This is a genomic window from Erythrobacter sp. SG61-1L, assembly GCF_001305965.1.
Lineage (GTDB): Bacteria > Pseudomonadota > Alphaproteobacteria > Sphingomonadales > Sphingomonadaceae > Andeanibacterium.
The window spans coordinates 1,430,435-1,446,750 of sequence record NZ_JXQC01000003.1 but is presented as its reverse complement, the minus strand read 5'-3'; the positions used below and the strand labels follow the sequence as shown (position 1 = coordinate 1,446,750).

Annotated in this window: 13 protein-coding genes; 8 read left to right on the top strand and 5 right to left on the bottom strand. The window is 63.7% G+C overall.

Annotation, left to right across the window (positions count from 1 at the left end):
* The first annotated feature begins 76 nt into the window (after positions 1 to 76).
* The 6 genes from SZ64_RS07300 (at position 77) to SZ64_RS07270 (ending at position 8,212) form a co-directional block, all read left to right on the top strand.
* Positions 77 to 2,632: a transferrin-binding protein-like solute binding protein gene (locus SZ64_RS07300; RefSeq protein ID WP_054530211.1), complete on the top strand. Its 2,556-nt coding sequence runs from the start codon at positions 77 to 79 to the stop codon at positions 2,630 to 2,632.
* Between the two features lie 187 nt (positions 2,633 to 2,819).
* On the top strand, positions 2,820 to 3,890 hold the full coding sequence (locus SZ64_RS07290) for a hypothetical protein (RefSeq protein ID WP_156313565.1): 1,071 nt from the start codon (positions 2,820 to 2,822) through the stop codon (positions 3,888 to 3,890).
* A gap of 135 nt (positions 3,891 to 4,025) precedes the next feature.
* The gene (gene uvrA, locus SZ64_RS07285) at positions 4,026 to 6,935 is read left to right on the top strand and encodes an excinuclease ABC subunit UvrA (RefSeq protein WP_054530208.1); all 2,910 of its coding nucleotides are present in this window, start codon (positions 4,026 to 4,028) and stop codon (positions 6,933 to 6,935) included.
* Positions 6,932 to 7,486, top strand: coding sequence for a hypothetical protein (locus SZ64_RS07280; RefSeq protein ID WP_054530207.1), 555 nt, complete (start codon positions 6,932 to 6,934; stop codon positions 7,484 to 7,486). Before uvrA ends, SZ64_RS07280 begins: the two co-directional genes overlap by 4 nt.
* Positions 7,455 to 7,637 carry a hypothetical protein gene (locus SZ64_RS07275; RefSeq protein WP_054530206.1) on the top strand — a complete coding sequence of 61 codons (183 nt, stop codon included), beginning with the start codon at positions 7,455 to 7,457 and terminating at the stop codon, positions 7,635 to 7,637. Before SZ64_RS07280 ends, SZ64_RS07275 begins: the two co-directional genes overlap by 32 nt.
* A 101-nt stretch (positions 7,638 to 7,738) precedes the next feature.
* Entirely contained in the window at positions 7,739 to 8,212 is a 474-nt protein-coding gene (locus tag SZ64_RS07270; protein ID WP_054530205.1) for a CHRD domain-containing protein, read from the top strand.
* Between the two features lie 288 nt (positions 8,213 to 8,500).
* Here SZ64_RS07270 and SZ64_RS07265 read toward each other — a convergent pair whose 3' ends face one another.
* Entirely contained in the window at positions 8,501 to 9,229 is a 729-nt protein-coding gene (locus SZ64_RS07265) for a hypothetical protein (RefSeq protein WP_054530204.1), read from the bottom strand.
* A gap of 295 nt (positions 9,230 to 9,524) precedes the next feature.
* On the opposite strand from SZ64_RS07265, the gene SZ64_RS07260 reads away from it, so the two are divergent.
* Together SZ64_RS07260 and SZ64_RS07255 are read left to right on the top strand one after the other, a co-directional pair.
* Positions 9,525 to 9,845, top strand: a complete 321-nt coding sequence (locus SZ64_RS07260) for a hypothetical protein (RefSeq protein WP_054530203.1) — start codon at positions 9,525 to 9,527, stop codon at positions 9,843 to 9,845.
* Between the two features lie 34 nt (positions 9,846 to 9,879).
* Positions 9,880 to 10,863, top strand: coding sequence for a hypothetical protein (locus tag SZ64_RS07255; protein ID WP_206742897.1), 984 nt, complete (start codon positions 9,880 to 9,882; stop codon positions 10,861 to 10,863).
* Here SZ64_RS07255 and SZ64_RS07250 read toward each other — a convergent pair.
* The 4 genes from SZ64_RS07250 to SZ64_RS07235 all read right to left on the bottom strand — a co-directional run bounded on the left by SZ64_RS07250 (position 10,838) and on the right by SZ64_RS07235 (position 16,261).
* On the bottom strand, positions 10,838 to 11,371 hold the full coding sequence (locus SZ64_RS07250; RefSeq protein WP_241773001.1) for a septal ring lytic transglycosylase RlpA family protein: 534 nt from the start codon (positions 11,369 to 11,371) through the stop codon (positions 10,838 to 10,840). The genes SZ64_RS07255 and SZ64_RS07250 overlap by 26 nt on opposite strands.
* A 986-nt stretch (positions 11,372 to 12,357) precedes the next feature.
* A complete protein-coding gene (locus SZ64_RS07245) occupies positions 12,358 to 13,575 on the bottom strand; it encodes an argininosuccinate synthase (protein ID WP_054530201.1) in 1,218 nt (405 codons plus the stop codon).
* 40 nt (positions 13,576 to 13,615) lie between these two features.
* Positions 13,616 to 14,932 (bottom strand): MATE family efflux transporter, encoded by a 1,317-nt coding sequence (locus SZ64_RS07240; protein ID WP_054530200.1) that lies wholly within the window; start codon positions 14,930 to 14,932, stop codon positions 13,616 to 13,618.
* A gap of 51 nt (positions 14,933 to 14,983) precedes the next feature.
* A complete protein-coding gene (locus SZ64_RS07235; protein ID WP_054530199.1) occupies positions 14,984 to 16,261 on the bottom strand; it encodes a cyclopropane-fatty-acyl-phospholipid synthase family protein in 1,278 nt (425 codons plus the stop codon).
* Positions 16,262 to 16,316: the final 55 nt, after the last annotated feature.

Here is a 16,316-nt window from a genome sequence, read left to right as displayed (position 1 = left end):
TGCAGTAGATAGACCTGTTGCCAAATAGCCGGCGCGGATTTTGCGATCCGCCGGCCGAAAGGTACTGGGGGGATCGATGGGGTTTTCGCGTTTGGCAGCGGGCGGTTCGCTCGCCGCGCTGGGGCTTATGCTGGCGGCATGTGGGGGCGGCGGCGGAGTTAATTCCACACCGACTCCCACGCCCACAGGCGGAACGCCAACGCCGACGCCGGGCGGAGGAACGCCGACCCCGACGCCGACGACCGGCAACGATCTGACCGGGCCGCTGGAGAGCCGGAGCTTCACTAACGATGCGGCGGAAATGTCCGCCGTTTCCGTCGGCTCGGCCGGGATTGCTGCTACTGCTGCCGTAAAGCAGATGACGATCACCTATGACGCGGCGACGCAGGCCTATACGCTGACGGTCGGTGCGCGCTCCCGGTCGTTCGGCCCCGGCGATCTCAGTCAGGCGAAGAGCACCAGCAAGCTTGCGGTGTACGAAATCTCCTCCGGCGGGGTAACCGATACGCTAACCCTGACAAAGCCGGGCACTTCGGGGCAGTTCACTTACCGTTTCGTGGGCGGGGCCTTCTGGCAGCGCAGCGATCCCTCGCAGGCGACGGCCCTGATCGATGTGGCGACCTATGGGTTCGAGACGGCGGACAATGCACTGCCGCGAACCGGAACGGCGTCCTACGCTGTCGATCTGATGGGTTACGAAACCCATGAATACGGCACGGCCATCGATGCCATCACCGGATCCGGCTCTCTCGATGTCGATTTCGCCAAGGGGGTCGTCATCACCAGCGGCACGTTGACCCGCGCGGATTACGACGATGTCGAATTCGACGGCAAGGCAACGCTCAGCACCACGGATAACGGCTTTTCCGGCACTTTCTCGTTCTTCGACTATTCGCATTTCACCGGCACGCTGGAAGGGCGGTTCTACGGCCCCAACGCGCAGGAAGTGGGGGCCGTCTTCTCGACGCAGGATACGAAGCTGAACTCCGCCGTCGGCGTGCTGATCGGCCGCAAGGATGGCGCAGGCGGCACCAACAGTGATTTCGTGAACCCGGCCTACAGCCAGTTTTTCACGTCCAACACACAGTCCCTGTCGACCACGTATGATTCAGCCGCCGGAACCTATTCCTCCATCGCCCACAGTTCCGCGCCGGTGCTCATCAATTTTCAGCCGGCGAGCGGCAAATATGTCATGACTTCGGGAGATCGCGTGGCGGTCCACACAGTGGAGCCGTACCAGCAGCGCTTCTATCCGGTCGACCGGATCGAGGTCTATCAGACCGATTATCGCACCAGTTTCGAAACGCTGAAATATGTCACCGGAATGAGCTGGGCGTCGCGCATCCTGCTCGACGGTTCGAAGGAAAAGCTGGATTTCCGCAATTTCGTCTATGGTTTCCCCACCGCGGCCAATTCCGTGCCGGTATCCGGCAAGGCCGCGTATGATCTGTCGATGGCCGGAACCATCGTTGACCGGAAATATCAGGCGGCGGACTTCTCCAGCGAACCTGCGGCGCTTATCGCATCTTCGGGCGACGGCACGCTGTTCGCCGATTTCGCCAGCGGCAAACTCACGCTCGAAGGCGAACTGGCACTCTATCTGGAAGCCACAAACCTGCATTCTCCGGCATTGATCGAGGGCAGCGGTTCGATCTCCTCCTCGTCCAACGGTTTCACCGGAACATTGACCGCGACTTCGCCCGACAACAGCTACAGCGGCAATTTCGACGGGCAGTTCTTCGGGCCGGGCGCGGCGGAAGTCGGCGGAACCTTCCTGGCTTCAAACGGCCCGAACGCGCTTCTGGCCGGCTATTTCGTCGGGGCGAAGGATCAGGCCCTGATCGACGCATCTACCCCGCTCGCGGCCTATTCCAGCCCGGTGACATTCGCCACGAATACGGCTCAATATCCGGCCGATGTCGATGGCGGGGTCGAACTGGACTTCGATCCGGCAGCGAACCGCTTCGTATTCCACGACAGCTACAACCACTCGCCCCTGTTATTCACAATCAAGCAGAGCGACATCGTCGCCGGGACGCAGGCTGCCGCGCGCATCGAATACAGCACCAATGAAGGCGACAGGCAGCTTTCCGGCTGGGTACACAATTCTGCCCCCGGAAATTCCGAAATCAACCTGACCTATACGAGCTTCGCCGCGTTCGAGACCCGGTATGATTTCGGCTTGGGAACGCAGGAGAAGCAATACATGCTCACCTTCGGCAATGTGACGCCGGAGGCATTGATGCCGCGATCCGGCACTGCCCGTTATAGCGGGATCGCCATCGGCCAGGCCGAAATGGCGTCGACGGGCTATATTGGCGGGGTACACGGGACATCGGGCCTTACCGCCGATTTCGGCAATGGAACATTTGCCAGCGAAATCACCCTGTTCACCGATCAGGCGACGCCCCAATCGCTCGGCACCTATCTGTACGACGGCGGGATCGGGACGAATGGCCTGTATGGAACGGCAACCGGACATCACGATTACACCGGCCAGCTATCAGGCGACTTCTACGGCCCGAATGCCGATGAATACGGCTTTGCCTGGACGCTGTATTATTACACCAGCGCGGTTGGCGGCGCATTGGGCAATTCTTTCTACGGCATCGCTGTAGGGAAGAAGGATTGAGCATATTCCTCCCCCCGTTCCGGCGCGGGAAGGGGGTAAATCGAACGATGTAGTCGCTCCGTTTCGGATTCAGTCCCGATGCCCTGGTATTTGTGGAGTCACATGATTTCCATAGGTCTGACGGGCGGGCTTGCTGGCCCGTCAGCAATTCAGGCGGCACTGCGGGCCGCCTGGGCGGGGGTATTCGATGACGGTTTTGCGTTGCTTCGCGGGGGCTTCCCTCGCTGCGCTGGGGCTTATGCTGGCGGCCTGTGGCGGTGGCGGGGTGAACTCCACGCCAACGCCAACTCCGGGTGGCGGCGGTTCGCCGACGCCGACGCCCGGCGGCGGAACGCCTACACCGACACCGAGCCAGCCCAATTCCACGCTGCCATCATTCGTCCCTGCGCTTGCGGTTGCGTCATCTTCGCAGACGGCGCCGCCGTCCGGGGGCGGGGTGGTCATCGTAACTCCGGCCCCCACGCCGACGCCATCGGTCAACGACGATTTGCTGTCTCCCCTGGCCAGCGAGCAATTCATGGCCCTGGGCGTGGTGGGAACCGCCGAAATCTCGAAGCTTAACGGTGCAGGCAGCAACGGTTCCTGGACCGAGGGGCTGAGCATCACCTATGATTCCGCCGCGCAGACCTACACGGTCAACGGGATCGCTTTCGGTCCAGCCGATAAGGTCAATGGCGCAAGCAATGGACAATTCACGACCTTCCAGAAGATTGCCGGCAATACGGGCCAGAGCCTCGTCCTTACTGCGCCGGGAACGTCGGGCCAGTTCACATATCGCTATGTCGGGGCAGGCTTCCTGCAGCAGGTCCAGGAATATTCCGACCTTGTCAGGGGCTATCTGAGGGCATTCGTCTACGGCGTCGAAACACCCGAAAGCTCTGTGCCCAGATCGGGGTCTGGCAGCTACAATGTCGACATGCTCGCCGTGATCGCCGCAGATGGTGCCCTGCACGATCTTCACGGCAGTGGCACTCTGGGCGTCAATTTCGCCAGCGGCGCGATCACCACGTCGGGTGCGGCAAAGCAATATGCGCAGTCCGGTGTTTTTGAGACGAGCCGGAACTGGACGGGTAATGCCCAGCTCAGAAGCGATTATAATTTCTTCGAGGGCAGCCTTACCGTTTCCGGAATGGATCGCGCAGAATGGCTCGGCAAGTTCTACGGCCCGTCGGCGCAGGAAGTCGGCTCGGTATTCCAGTCCACGAATGGCGGGCCGACTCTGGCCGGGACGCTGATCGGGCGAACGGCCGGGCAATAGGGGCCGGGCAGGCGGCGCGAAGGTGAGGTTCGCAGCCCTCTTGACGGGCGCGAACATTTGCGGAACAAAAGGGCGTCCGGTGGCCTGCCTTGAAGGTCACTGGACTCTTCGCCCTCCAGCCCCCAGATCGCGCTCATGTCTCTCACCACCATTTCCGTCCGTGGCGCCCGTGAACATAATCTCAAGGGCGTGGATATTGACCTTCCGCGGGACAAGCTGATTGTCATCACCGGGCTTTCCGGCTCGGGGAAAAGCTCGCTCGCCTTCGATACGATCTATGCCGAGGGGCAGCGCCGCTATGTGGAGAGCCTCTCCGCCTATGCGCGCCAGTTCCTCGAGATGATGCAGAAGCCGGATGTGGAACACATCGACGGCCTCAGCCCGGCGATCTCGATCGAACAGAAGACAACCAGTCGCAACCCGCGCTCCACCGTGGCGACGGTGACGGAAATCTACGATTACATGCGCCTGCTCTGGGCGCGGGTGGGCGTGCCCTACAGCCCCGCCACCGGCCTGCCGATCAGTGCGCAGACCGTCAGCCAGATGGTGGACCGGGTGATGGCGCTGCCCGAAGGCACGCGGCTCTATCTGCTCGCCCCGGTGGTGCGCGGGCGCAAGGGCGAATATCGCAAGGAACTGGCCGAATGGCAGAAGGCCGGCTTCACTCGCGTGCGGATCGACGGAGAGATTTACGAGATTGCCGAGGCTCCGGCGCTCGACAAGAAGTACAAGCATGACATCGAAGTGGTGGTCGATCGCCTCGCCGTGCGCGAAGGGATCGAAACGCGCCTTGCCGACAGTTTCGAAACCGCGCTGAAACTGGCCGAAGGGCTGGCCTATGTCGATCTGGCCGATGGCGTGGTGCCGGGGCGCGAGGCGGAGCAGGGCGGGCCGAATGTCACGGGCGGCCAGCTCAAGGGTGCGGGCCTGCCTGCCAATCGCATCGTGTTCAGCGAGAAATTCGCCTGCCCGGTCAGCGGCTTCACTATCGAGGAGATCGAGCCGCGCCTGTTCAGCTTCAACGCGCCGCAGGGCGCCTGCCCGGCCTGTGACGGGCTGGGCGAGAAGCTGTTGTTCGATCCGCAGCTGGTCGTCCCCAATGAGGAACTGAGCCTCAAGAAGGGCGCCGTGGTGCCCTGGGCCAAGAGCAATCCGCCGTCGCCCTATTACATGCAGGTGCTGGCCAGCCTGGCCAAGGCATATGATTTCAGTCTGGAAACGCCGTGGAAAGACCTTGAGCCGGACCAGAAGCTGATCATCCTGCACGGTACGGGCGGCATGCCGGTGGAACTGACCTTCAAGGACGGGCGCAAGGAATATACCGTGCGCAAGGCCTTTGAAGGCGTGATCGGCAATCTCAACCGCCGCATGGGCCAGACCGACAGCGCCTGGATGCGCGAGGAATTGTCCAAGTTCCAGACCGCGCAGCCTTGCGAGACCTGCGGCGGCAAGCGCCTCAACGAGAAGGCTCTGGCCGTGAAGGTCGCCGGCGCGGATATCGCCACACCGGTGCGCCTCTCGGTCAGCGATGCGGTGGAATGGTTCGGCAATCTTCAGCACGAACTGACCGCGCAGCAGAACCAGATCGCCAAGGCCATCCTCAAGGAAATCAACGAGCGGCTGGGCTTCCTCAACAATGTCGGGCTGGATTACCTCAATCTCGACCGGACGAGCGGCACTTTGTCCGGCGGGGAAAGCCAGCGCATCCGCCTCGCCAGCCAGATCGGCAGCGGCCTTTCCGGCGTGCTTTACGTGCTGGACGAGCCAAGCATCGGCTTGCACCAGCGCGATAACGACATGCTGCTGGAAACGCTCAAGCGCCTGCGCGATCTCGGCAATACGGTGATCGTGGTGGAGCATGACGAGGATGCGATCCGCGCGGCGGACCATGTCGTCGATCTTGGCCCCGGCGCGGGCGTGCATGGCGGCGAAGTGGTGGCCGAAGGCACGCTGAAGGATATCCTCAAGAGCAAGCGCAGCCTGACCGCCGCCTATCTCAACGGCACGCGCCAGATCGAAGTGCCGAAACAGCGCCGCAAGGGCAATGGCCACAAGCTGACCGTGCATGGCGCGCGGGCGAACAATCTCAAGAATGTCAGCGCCAGCCTGCCGCTCGGCACTTTCACCTGCATCACCGGCGTATCGGGCAGCGGCAAGTCCAGCTTCACGATCGACACGCTCTATGCCGGGGCCGCCCGCACGCTCAACGGTGCGCGAGTGATCGCGGGCGCGCATGACAAGATCACCGGCTTCGAACATTGCGACAAGGTGATCGAGATCGACCAGTCGCCCATCGGCCGCACGCCGCGAAGCAACCCGGCCACCTATACCGGCGCCTTCACCCAGATCCGCGACTGGTTCGCGGGCCTGCCGGAAGCGCAGGCGCGCGGATACAAGGCAGGGCGCTTCAGCTTCAACGTCAAGGGCGGCCGCTGCGAGGCATGCCAGGGCGACGGCCTGATCAAGATCGAGATGCACTTCCTGCCGGACGTCTACGTCACTTGCGAGGAATGCCACGGCAAGCGTTACAACCGCGAAACGCTGGAAGTGAAGTTCAAGGGCCTTTCCATCGCCGATGTGCTCGACATGACGATTGAGGATGCGGAAGAATTCTTCAAGGCCGTGCCACCGATCCGCGACAAGATGCATATGCTCAACGAAGTGGGGCTGGGCTATGTGAAGGTCGGCCAGCAGGCCACCACGCTTTCGGGCGGGGAGGCGCAGCGGGTGAAGCTGGCCAAGGAACTCAGCCGCCGCTCCACCGGGCAGACGCTCTACATTCTGGACGAGCCGACCACCGGCCTCCATTTCGAGGATGTGCGCAAGCTGCTGGAAGTGCTGCACCGGCTGGTGGAACAGGGCAATTCCGTGGTGGTGATCGAACATAATCTGGACGTCATCAAGACGGCGGACTGGATTCTGGACCTCGGCCCCGAAGGCGGCATCCGCGGCGGCGAGATCGTCGCGCAGGGCACGCCCGAACAGGTCGTGAAGGAACCGCGTTCCTATACGGGCCAATATCTGGCACCGATGCTGGGGAAATGAGCCTCTACCGCCCTGAATTCGAGGCGGCTTTGCGACTGCTTGGCCGCATCAGCAGGGCGATGGACGATTCCGGGTTTCGCCCTCCAATTCTGGTCGGCGGGGCGGCGGTAGAAATCTACACGCGAGGCGCCGTCGCAACCGGGGATTTCGACCTGTGCTGCGGGCGACAGGATGTGCTCGAACGCCTGATGGTGGAGCAGGGCTTCGTCCGCCCTTCCGGCGCAGGCATCGCGACGCGTGGCTGGGTACATCCACAACTGAAGCTCGGCTTCGAATGCGTGTCGGACACTCTGCTCGATGGAATGGCTGACCGCACCATGGTTCAAATCGTCGCGCTGGACGATGGGAGTGAGATCGCAGTTATCGCTCCGGAGGACATTATTGCCGACAGGATGGGGCAATATGCTTCTGGCAGCGCGCCCGATATGCTTGGGCAGGCCCGCGCCCTCTTCGCGATTTGTGAAGGGCTGGACATGCATTATATGGAGCGCAGGATTTCAGAGGAAACCGGTGGCGAATATGGCGTTCAAGACCTTCAGGACGAAGCGTGAACCCGTCTCCCTCGATACGCTCGGGCAGCGTATCGAGCGCCGTCGTGCGCAACTGGGCGAGGTGAAGGTGCCCCGCAATTCCGGCAAGAACCGCACACCTGGCAAGCGGGCGCTGCTCAAGGCGATCGAGGAAGCTGGCGGCAAATGGTGAAAGATGTGGAGGGGCTGACGCAGGGTGTCACGCCGGTCTCCGCAATCGGCTATCCCTTACCTTAATCGGCCGTGCCGTGCCATTTCCCCGAAGAGGTTACGATGATCCAGCCCGCCCGCACTTCCGCGCTTTTCCTGACTGCCGCGCTGCTCGCCTTGCCGGGCTGCATGGCGCAGACCGGGGCCAAGCCGGTGAAGCCCTATCCCGGTGCGGAAGTGGTGGGCCTGTTTGACGGGCGCAGTGCCGTGCCGCTGGGCGATCCCGACGGGGCGGGCAAGTTCGCCGGCTTCGTCGATCTGGATTACGGGCGCCTGTGCTACACCCTGTCGGTCGCGGGCATAGCCACGCCGACGGCCGCCCATATCCACAAGGGCGCGCCGGGCACATCGGGCGACGCCGTGCTGACGCTCGCCACCCCGACCTATATGCAGAACCAGACCTGCACCCCCATCGACGCCGCACTGGCCACCGATCTGATCGCCAATCCGGCGGCCTATTACGTCAATGTCCACAATGCCGAATATCCGGGCGGCGCGATCCGCGCGCAGCTCGAAAAGGGCAAGGGCGGGAAGTAGGCGGAAATCCCCCGGCTCCGGGGAGGGGGCCACGCGAAGTGTAGTGAGGGGCACTGGCCCCACGCGCTCGTCAGGTATTTTGCTCTCAGGCCAGCCTATGCGCGGGCGGCAAGGCCGGAATTTTGCGCGCGCAGAGACGCAGAGGCGCAGAGGGGAGAGCGGCCGGGTTCACGCGAAGCCACGAACCCGCGAAGAAGGCGCGCGCGCCGATGCCTGACCTCACTCGTCACCCCGGACTTGTTCCGGGGTCCAGCTGTGTCAGGCTTCGAGGGAGTTTCTGTCCCTGCGTCATCGCGGGGCGGGCTCCGCCCGTTCATCAGCGTGCTTGATTCTCAGCCCGGCGCGATTGGCGATAACGTAGAGCGCGCCGAAGAAGATCAGTATATCTGCAATCGAATAGGCAAGGTCCAGCGCGAAGAAGGCGCGCAACGCCCACGTGGAATACGCCCAGTCTGCATGTTCAATTGCGTCCTTCAGCAAGCCGAGAAGAGACAGCGGCAGCAAAGAAACGATCACAAAACCGACCGCCCAGATCAGGTTCGGGGCGACGGCTCGGCACGAAGCAAGCGGAGGAATTACGGTTCGACCGCTTGATGCGGAAACCGCCCATAGGGCGAGCATTATCATCACGATACTGCCCAGGACGGCCAGCGACAGTTCCACCATTGTCCCTGCGAAATACAAGGCGAGGTGCAAGAAGACGTAGAACACCGCGAAGGGCGCAAATGTCTTTATTGAACTTGGGTCCAGCCTCGTCGCGCCCTGTGCGTCGCGGTTCAGGGCCAGAAATCTGATCAGCACGTAAAAGACTGAAACTTGGAGGACAAGCGCCGCTGTGCGCCAGATGTATGGCGCAAGTCCGTCGCGCCAGAATGCCCAGTCCTGAGAAGATGGAATTATCTGCAATCCGAAGTAGATCAGATCGGGAAGCGCCAAAAGAACCACGCTCCACCAAAACCTTCTGACGAAGGCTCCCAGTTCCCAATAGAGAAATATCAGGCCGTCCCAGAACGCCATTTGTATCCCGCAAATTCCTGTAACCTTTGCTGAATGTCATGGCTTCGATGGTCCGGCAATGGTGTGCCGATAGACTGGATTGCGGAATTACTGATGGGATCCCGCAAGCACCGTCGTTTGCACGCGACCAAGCGGGACCCCGGAACGGGTCCGGGGTGACGAATGGGTGAGGTGGGGCGCGCTTCTGTGCGCGTCCTCCGTGGCTCTGACGGGGAAGGCGCGGCCTATTTCCAACTTTCCTACAGGCCCCGGTCTGTATAACTGAATTGGTTCCTTCGAAATGACGAGGTGAACCATGTCAGCACTTTCGCACAGCAATATCTCCACGTCCTCCACCGCGCCGCAGGGGGAGGCAGCCATGCGTCTGCCGCCGCCGGAGGAAGTGAGCTTCTTCATGGACGTGGCCTTCTGGGAAGATGCCGAAGGCAAGCGGCAGCGGGCCTATGAGGCCGACTATCGCGCGCGCTGGGCGGCTCAGCAGGCGCGGGAGGCGCGGGAGGAACAGGCCCGGCTGGATGCAGAGGCTGCCTCGTCAACGCCCGAACCTCACCCGCACAAGGTCCATCCAGCCGGTCGGGGCTGGATCGACCTTGTGCGGGTGAGGTTCGGGCGTTGACNGGCCGGATGCGGCCCAATCTGCCTTTGCGGGATTGGCGGAAGTGGTGGCTGGGGCGGGGGCCGGAGGCGCAATCCACACTGCCTTCACGCCTGAGCGCCGGATGCGTTTCTGCGACCGGCTGGCCTCCTGCGGCAATGTGCGGCTGGCCTGCGCGACGAGCGGCATTTCCGCCATGACGGCCTATCGCGCGCGGCGGCGCGATCCGCTGTTCGCGCAGGTATGGGACCGGGCGCTTGCACTGGCGCGCGATCATGCCGAAGCGGTGCTGGCCGACCGCGCGCTGGAGGGCATTGCCGAGCCGGTGTTCCATGGCGGCGAATTGGTGGGCCACAGGCAGCGCTATGACGGCAAGCTGCTGCTGGCCCATCTCGCCCGGCTGGACCGGCGCTGCGAGGCGCTGGATGCGCGGGGCGGGCATGGCGCGTCGGGCGATGTGGAGGCCTTCGACCTGCTGCTGGCCCGGCTGGGTGGGCTGGAAGAGGGCGAAACGGCGCTGCCTTCGCGCGGTGAGCATGTGGCGCAGGCGGAAGCCGAGGCCAGGCGCGCGGCGCTGGAAGTGGCTTTTCCCGACGATCCCTGGACCGAGGATTTCGAACCCTATGGGGATGGCGACGAGGACGGGGATGAGGACGAGGACGAGGACGAGGATGGGGACGGGGAAAGCGAGGGAGAGCATGCGGCGGACTGGGATGGCACTGGCGCCGATCCGATCCTTGTCGCCGCGCAGGAAGCGCGCGCCCGCGCCGGGGCCGAATGGGACGAGGCCCATGCGGCTCTCTGCACGCGGATCGATGCGCTCTGCCGCGCACAGGACGATATTCTGGACAGGGTGGCCGAGGAAGTGGATGCCCTGCCGCCGAAGCAACCTTACGAGGTCAAGAGCCGGGCAGGTTTCGCTGAGCCGCGCGAGGGCGAGGCGAGGCAAGGGGATTGTGTAACAGGTGTAACAGGCCAGCCGCGCGGGCCGTTCGCTGCAAAGATGGAGGCGTTTACTCGCCCAGCAGCGCGATGCTGACCTGGCCGCTGCCGGGGCCGATCAGGCCCAGTTCGCGGGCGGCGGCCTGGCTGACGTCGATCATGCGCTTGTGCGTATAGGGGCCGCGATCGTTGATGCGGACCACCACGTTCTGGCCGGTCTTGGTGTTGGTCACGCGCACCAGGCTGCCGAAGGGCAGGGTGGGGTGGGCGGCCGTGAGTTCGGCGGGATCGAACTTTTCGCCGCTGGCGGTGCGGCGGCCCTTGAATTCCTTGCCATACCAGCTGGCAAGGCCGGAACCGAGCAGCTCGCCTTCGGCCTGTTCGGTAATGGCTTCGACGGCGGCGGGCTTGGGGGCAGTGTCCAGCGGGGCGAAAGCGGTGTCGAACGCGCTGATCTGCACGCCAGCGGGCACCAGAACCGGCGCGACGCCGGTTTCGGCATGGGCCGGCGCACTGGCGCCAAGGCCTGCAAACAGCATCGCCGCGGCGATCCCGGAAACGAGCCGCCGGGAGGGCTGGGCGAAAATGGTCGAACCGCTTTTCATCGGGGGCAGCGCATACAGCATCTGGTGGAGGAGGGAATTAACGCCCCACAACCTGTCGCTGACGATGAACGGTTCACCGACTCATCGGCGGAATCTGCGGTGAGTGGAGGCGGTTTTCCACCGGGCGCGGAGGCGGTGTGGGCTGATTTTCGGGGCGAATCGGGTGGCGGAAGGAGGATTCGGTGGTGATGGGACGTTCGAGATTACTCGTCATTGCGAGGGACCGGAGGTCCCGCGGCAATCCAGGATACGCTACGCCTCGCCATGGATTGCCGCGCGGCTTCGCCGCTCGCAATGACGATGGGGGTGGAGGCGAGGGAGGAAGAGAACGAGAGCGCCCAAATGCAAATGAGGGCGGCATCGCTGCCACCCTCACTGCACCGGCTGCGTTTACCGGCGTTTGGCGACCCCCGAGAGGGCGCTGTGTCGCCCGGCGCTCGCGCCGGCATCCGGTCCCGTCAGGCGGGGGATGGAGCCCGAAGGCACTCTCACTCCCGCCCGGCGGTTCCGCGGCTTTCCTGTCCGTTGGGGGCCCTGCGTTTCACCTGGGCCTGCCTAGCCGAAGCCGTGCATTCCCATCCATGCCGAGCCGGACTTTCCGGCCAACCGATGGTCTGCCCCTCACATTCCTTTCACCGGCCACGCGCCTGTCCGAAGATTTGCATCCCAGGACTGTCGCGATCATGCCTGCTTCCGAATTGCGCGGTTGTGGCCATCGCCTCGAGAAGCGTCTTCCTTGCCTTCCACCCCGTCCGGCCTTGCGGCTTTCTGCGGTTTCGGTCCGGATTTCCCGTCTCGATGATTGGAAGGTGCGCCCAAGGAGTGAGTCGTTCAAGGCGCGCAAGGCCGACTTATCCACTTTCGCCAGAATTGGCGGTGGATAAGTGTGGATAACTTGGGAATCTGTGTTGCGGCTGCGAGAAATCCCTGCTGTAGGGCGCGATTTTGTTGCGTTGCCGCAAGAATCGCGCCCCGCAGGGCGGCAATCAGCCCCGGTCGCGCTGGGCCAGCAGGCGCAGGCGCAGGGCGTTGAGCTTGATGAAGCCCGCCGCATCCTTCTGATCGTAAGCGCCGGCATCGTCCTCGAAAGTGACGTGGCGTTCGGAATAGAGGCTGTTGGGGCTCTTGCGGCCCACCACATTGGCGCTGCCCTTGTAGAGCTTGAGGCGCACGGTGCCGGAAACCTTTTCCTGGCTGTGGTCGATCGCCGCCTGCAGCATCTCGCGCTCGGGGCTGAACCAGAAGCCGTTATAGATCAGCTCGGCATATTTCGGCATCAGCTCGTCCTTGAGGTGAGCCGCGCCGCGATCCAGCGTGATCTGTTCGATGCCGCGATGGGCGCGGGCATAGATCTCGCCGCCCGGGGTTTCATACATGCCGCGGCTTTTCATGCCGACGAAGCGGTTTTCCACCAGATCGAGGCGGCCGATGCCATGCTTGCGGCCCAGATCGTTGAGCGCGGCGAGCAGCGTGGCCGGGCTCATCGCTTCGCCGTTCAGGGCAACGCCGTCGCCCTTCTCGAAGTCGATGGTGATATATTCCGGGCTATCCGGCGCATCTTCCGGGTTCACGGTGCGCGAATAGACGTAATCCGGGGTTTCTTCCCACGGATCTTCCAGCACCTTGCCCTCGGAAGAGGTGTGCAGCAGATTGGCATCAGTGGAGAAGGGGCTTTCGCCGCGCTTGTCCTTCGGCACGGGGATCTGGTGTTCCTCGGCCCAGGCGATCAGCGCGGTGCGGCTGGTCAGATCCCATTCGCGCCACGGGGCGATGACCTTGATGTTCGGCTCCAGCGCATAGGCCGACAGCTCGAAGCGCACCTGATCGTTGCCCTTGCCGGTGGCGCCATGGGCCACGGCATCGGCGCCGGTTTCCCGCGCGATCTCGATCAGGCGCTTGGAAATCAGCGGGCGGGCAATGGAAGTGCCCAGCAGATAGTCGCCTTCATAGCGGGCATTGGCGCGCATCATCGGGAAGACGAAATCGCGCACGAATTCCTCGCGCAGATCGTCGATATAGATGTGGTGATCGGGCACGCCCATCAGCTTGGCCTTGGCGCGGGCAGGCTCCAGCTCTTCGCCCTGGCCGAGATCGGCAGTGAAGGTCACTACCTCGCAATTATAGGTCACCTGCAGCCATTTGAGGATCACGCTGGTGTCGAGACCACCGGAATAGGCGAGGACGACACGCTTGATATCGGACATGGGCGGCTCCGGATAAGAGACTATGGAATCGCCCGGCGCTCTATGCGCCATCGCGCCCCGGTGCAAGGCGGGCGAGCAGGCGGGGCCAATGGAAACCCAGCGCAAGGGCGCGGAAGACATAGCCGGCCAGCAGGGCGAGCCAGATGCCGGTGGCTCCCATTGGGCGCAGCAACAGGTCCGTGGCGATATAGGCGGCCGTGGCAAAGATCGCCGCATTGCGCAGGGCGCGCCCTTCGGTGGCGCCGATGAACACGCCGTCCAGCAGCCATGAGGCGAGGCCTGCCAGCGGTACCAGTGCTACCAGCCACAGCAGCGGCGCGGCGGCTTCGCGCACGGCTTCGCTGGTGGTGAGCAGGGCGATCAGCGGCTGCCCCGCCAGCAGGATCAGCGCGGTAAAGGCAAGGGCCGCCCACAGGCACCATTCCGCCACCAGCCTGACGGTGCGCAGGAAGTCGGCGCGGGAACGGGCGCCGATGGCGCTGCCCACCCGTTCTTCCGCCGTGAAGCAGAACCCGTCGAGTACGAAGGCAGTGACGGAGACGAACTGCATCAGCACCTGCTGTGCGGCCAGTGCTTCCTCACCCAACCGCGCCCCGGCATTCGTGAACCAGGTGAACAGGCCCAGCAGGGCAATGGTGCGGATCATCAGGTCGCGATTGACGGCAAACAGCATTCCGAGCGCTGCCCGGTCAAGGATCGTGTCTCGGTGAGGGGGCTTGCTCCATACGCTGCGGGTCAGCCACAGGCCCATCGCCAGTGCGGTCCATTCGGCGATGGCCGTGCCATAGCCGATGCCGCGCACGCCCATGTCGAAACCCCAGACGAGCGTGATGTCGGCGGCCATGTTCACGCCGTTCATCACCAGTTGCAGCGCCAGCGCCGCGCGGGTCTGGCGCATGCCCAGCAGCCAGCCATTGATGGAATAGAAGGCCAGCAGCGCCGGGGCGCCCCACAGGCGGGCGTGGATGAAGGCAGCGGCCTCCCGGTCGAGCGCTTCGCCGCTGGCCATCAGAGCGAGGGTACCGGGCACGATCAGCCATTGCAGCGCGAACAGGCCGATGCCCAGCGAGCCGCCCAGCAGCACGCCGCGGGCCAGCAGGGCGTTTACCTCGCCGTCATTCCCGCCGCCGCGTGCCTGCGCGACGAGGCCGGTAATGCCCATGCGCAGGAAGCCGAAGGCCCAGACGAGGAAATTGACGATGGCCACGCCCAGTGCCACCGCCGCCAGTGCCGTGGCATCGCCGGTACGCCCGATGACGGCAGTGTCGACCAGCCCGACCAGCGGGATCGTCGCCTGTGCCAGCATGATCGGCCAGGCCTGCGCGAAGATGGCGCGGCGGGTGAGGGGCGAAGCCATGGGCGCCCATTGCATGAGGCCCATGGTGTGACAAGCGGGCTGGGGCCCGCCTTACTCTGCCGCTTCCGCCTGCCGGGCGAGGTGCCATTCGGGCGCTTCGTCGGCGGCCATCAGGCGGGCGGCTTCCTGCGCGATGTAATCCCGCGTCATCGGCAAAGCCTCGCGGTTCTTCACCGACTGAAGGTGGAAATTGACCATGCCGCCGGCGATGAAGCTCTGTTCCGCCCCGGCGAGATAGAACTGCCACATGCGGAACAGCCGCTCGTCATAAAGCTCGACGATCTCGCGTTCATGCTGGCAGGCGCGGCGATACCATTCGGCCAGCGTATGGGCATAGTGATAGCGCAGCACTTCCACGTCGCCCACTTCCCAGCCGGTGCGTTCCATGGCGAAGACCAGTTCGCTCATCGCGGGGATATAGCCGCCGGGGAAGATGTATTTGCGGGTCCATTTGTCGGTCGTTCCGCGTCCGCGCGCCCGGCCGATCGTGTGGGTCAGCATCACGCCATCGTCGGCGAGCAACTCGTTCGTCTTGGCGAAATATTCGCCATAATGCAGCGCGCCGACATGTTCGATCATGCCCACGCTGGTGATCCGGTCGAACTTGTCCTGCACGTCGCGATAATCGCGCAGTTCGAAGCGGACCTTGTCCGCCACGCCTGCCGCCTCGGCCCGTTCATTGGCGAACTTCACCTGATCGGGGGCGAGGCTGACGCCCAGTACTTCGCAGCCATAGTGCCGGTTGAGATAAAGCGCGAGGCCGCCCCAGCCGCAGCCGATGTCCAGAATGCGCATGCCTGCGCCCTGACCGGGCCGGATGTGCAGCTTGGCCGCGATCAGCGCCAGCTTGTCCAGTTGCGCGCGTTCCAGCGAGTTCGCCGGATCGCGATAATAGGCCATGGTGTAGAACCGGCCTTCATCGAGGAACAATTCGTAGAACCGCCGCGTCAGATCGTAGTGGTGAACCACGTTCTTGCTCGCCTTGGTGCGCAGATTGATCCCGTCGAGCTTGGCGGCCACGAAATCGAGGCTCTTGCGGAAGGGATTCGGCGGCTTGAGGCCCTTGCGCCCGGCATTGCGCATCACCAGCAGGATCATGTCGCGAATGTCATGCGGCGGGTCCACCACAAGGCGGCCGTCCATATAGCATTCGCCCGCGCCGAGATCGGGGTGGCGGGCGATATGCATCGCGGCGCCCTTGTCGGTCAGCCGGATGGAGATCGGCTCTTCAGCCCGGTCTCCGAAATCATAGGTGCGGCCATCGTAATCGGTGATTACCAGCCGTCCTTGCCGGATGACTTGCCGCAAAATCTTCTCGAGCAGCCACATGGGCCTTCTCCCCTAGCCAGTTAAGGCCCCCGCCGCCGGACTTTGAACAGGGCGG